The sequence below is a fragment of the Kitasatospora sp. NPDC056651 genome, assembly GCF_042792155.1.
In the GTDB taxonomy this organism is placed as follows: Bacteria; Actinomycetota; Actinomycetes; order Streptomycetales; family Streptomycetaceae; genus Kitasatospora.
In genome coordinates, this window is sequence record NZ_JBHTWX010000239.1 from 1 (window position 1) to 1,876 (window position 1,876).

The 1,876-nt window shown below is 45.7% G+C and carries 3 protein-coding genes; all 3 read right to left on the reverse strand.

All coding sequences use genetic code 11. The features are described from left to right. Positions 1-42: 42 nt before the first annotated feature. Positions 43-819, reverse strand: a complete 777-nt coding sequence (locus ACFRAR_RS38700; protein ID WP_376642730.1) for a glucosaminidase domain-containing protein — start codon at positions 817-819, stop codon at positions 43-45. Positions 820-824: 5 nt separating this feature from the next. Then, positions 825-1,043 carry a hypothetical protein gene (locus ACFRAR_RS38705; protein ID WP_376642732.1) on the reverse strand — a complete coding sequence of 73 codons (219 nt, stop codon included), beginning with the start codon at positions 1,041-1,043 and terminating at the stop codon, positions 825-827. Positions 1,044-1,056: 13 nt separating this feature from the next. Beyond that, positions 1,057-1,876: hypothetical protein (locus ACFRAR_RS38710; RefSeq protein WP_380705132.1), on the reverse strand; the 820-nt coding region annotated here is incomplete at its 5' end.

Below are 1,876 nucleotides of genomic sequence, written 5' to 3' on the forward strand. Positions count from 1 at the left end.
CTATTCTACTTAATTTTAACAAATGTTAGTATATATTGTAAATTATTTCACCCTTAACCGTTGACCGACATAAATCTTATTCGCATCCGGGATACGATTAACTGTGGTCAATGTCTTAACGGACACACCGAATTTCTTACCAATTTTCGTCAGGTTGTCGCCCGCCTTTACGGTGTAGAATGTACCGCCGGATGGTGCGGCTCCTGATACCTTCAGGACTTGACCAACACGAATCATATTAACATCTTTAATACCGTTCACTTTCGCCAACTCCTTCACTGACGTATTATATTTCTTTGCAATTGCTGTCAATGTGTCACCCGCCTTAACGGTATATGTCGAGCCGGACGACTTGGCAGGTTTCGCCTTCACTGCGGCTTTGTTCCCGACCTTATCGTATTTCGTCAGCCCGTGGGCTTCGATTGTGGCGATAAGCTTCTTCGCATAGTTCGGGTCTGTCGCATATCCACCCTTTTGGATGGCGGCACAAGCTTGTACATAGTTCGTTTCCCCGACAACAGCCTTATAACGGTCAAGACGGTTATAGAGGTTCACAAGGTCTATGATAGAATCGCGAACAGACTTATACGCCCGGAACCCTGCTTTGATTGTTTTATCGACCCCGTTTAAAACCTCCCACGTGCCCATATGAACGGTTCCAGCGTTCCCGATACCTTTTATACCAAACAGGTTATTTGCACGCGTAGCAAGCCCGGATTTGCCCCAATTTGACTCATGTATGGCTTGTGCTGTGATAACTGAAGGTAAAACTCGACTTACACCGTATAATTTTTGTGCTTCACTTGCAACATTCTCCATGAAACTCATTCTTTTACACTCTCCCTCATTTGTTGTCTCATTTCATTTATTTGTTCGTCTGAAGCGGATTCAATCCATAGTTTTCTATCCTTCTGAAATTGCGCCCGCCAATATCCCGGCGGCTGTACGGTTGTCGCATTATCCGGTACGGAATCAGCCGGAACAATTTCAGGATAGTCGAAGATGAAATCCGAATCATATACGAATACTTGTATCATTTCCATTGCTCCAACCCTCCTAGTAAGGCACTGCCGCGTCTAATGACCAACTGGACACGGCGGACTGATTGTTTCCTGAAAAGCCGACAAACGCCAGTTTACCGTCAGTGTTGATATAAAATTTTGTGAAGCCTGTCGTTCCGTATGCTGTTGCCATGACCGCCTTTTTGTCTGACGGTGAATATGACGCGGGCAATTGTGCAAAGTCAACGCCGAGGTCACACGCCACGTCACCTTTTAGCATGAGGATGTTTCCCCAGCGGGTATACTGCGGTGTTCTTCCTGACGCCTTTGCTCCATTCAATAACGGAAGGTTATACCATGTGAGCGCCATAAAATCATTTTGTGTAAACAGCTGTCGCCAACCCCTGAATACATTGTCAGTGTGTATAACACCAATCCATGACGTATTATCATAGGAACGTGTCAGAACCAATTTCCGCAGACCGTTTGGCGCTGGTAGAATGTCGAGATAGTACCAAGAAGCGTCACCCGGTAACGGTAGTTGATTCCATCCTGTCCCATAATAAAAACCGGGTGGTGCGGTGAATATGCTGTCAGCTGAAGCCAACCGTTTCCGCATTCCTTCAGCATCCGTTAATGCATATTTCTGTGAGAAGTTTTGAACCCCGATAACATCCTGAAGCGATAGATTCGTTGTCTGTAAATCCTTTTGCAGCTGTGTCGCATCCGTAGCAGCTTGATTCCATTTCAAACGTTCAGAATCCGAGACGTGAGGTTTAGCATTTGCGATATGGTTCTTCAGGTTTGTTTCTGATGTCGTCACCCTGTCACTCATACCGTCCCACTTGGTACGGTCTTCAGACGATACGTGTTTG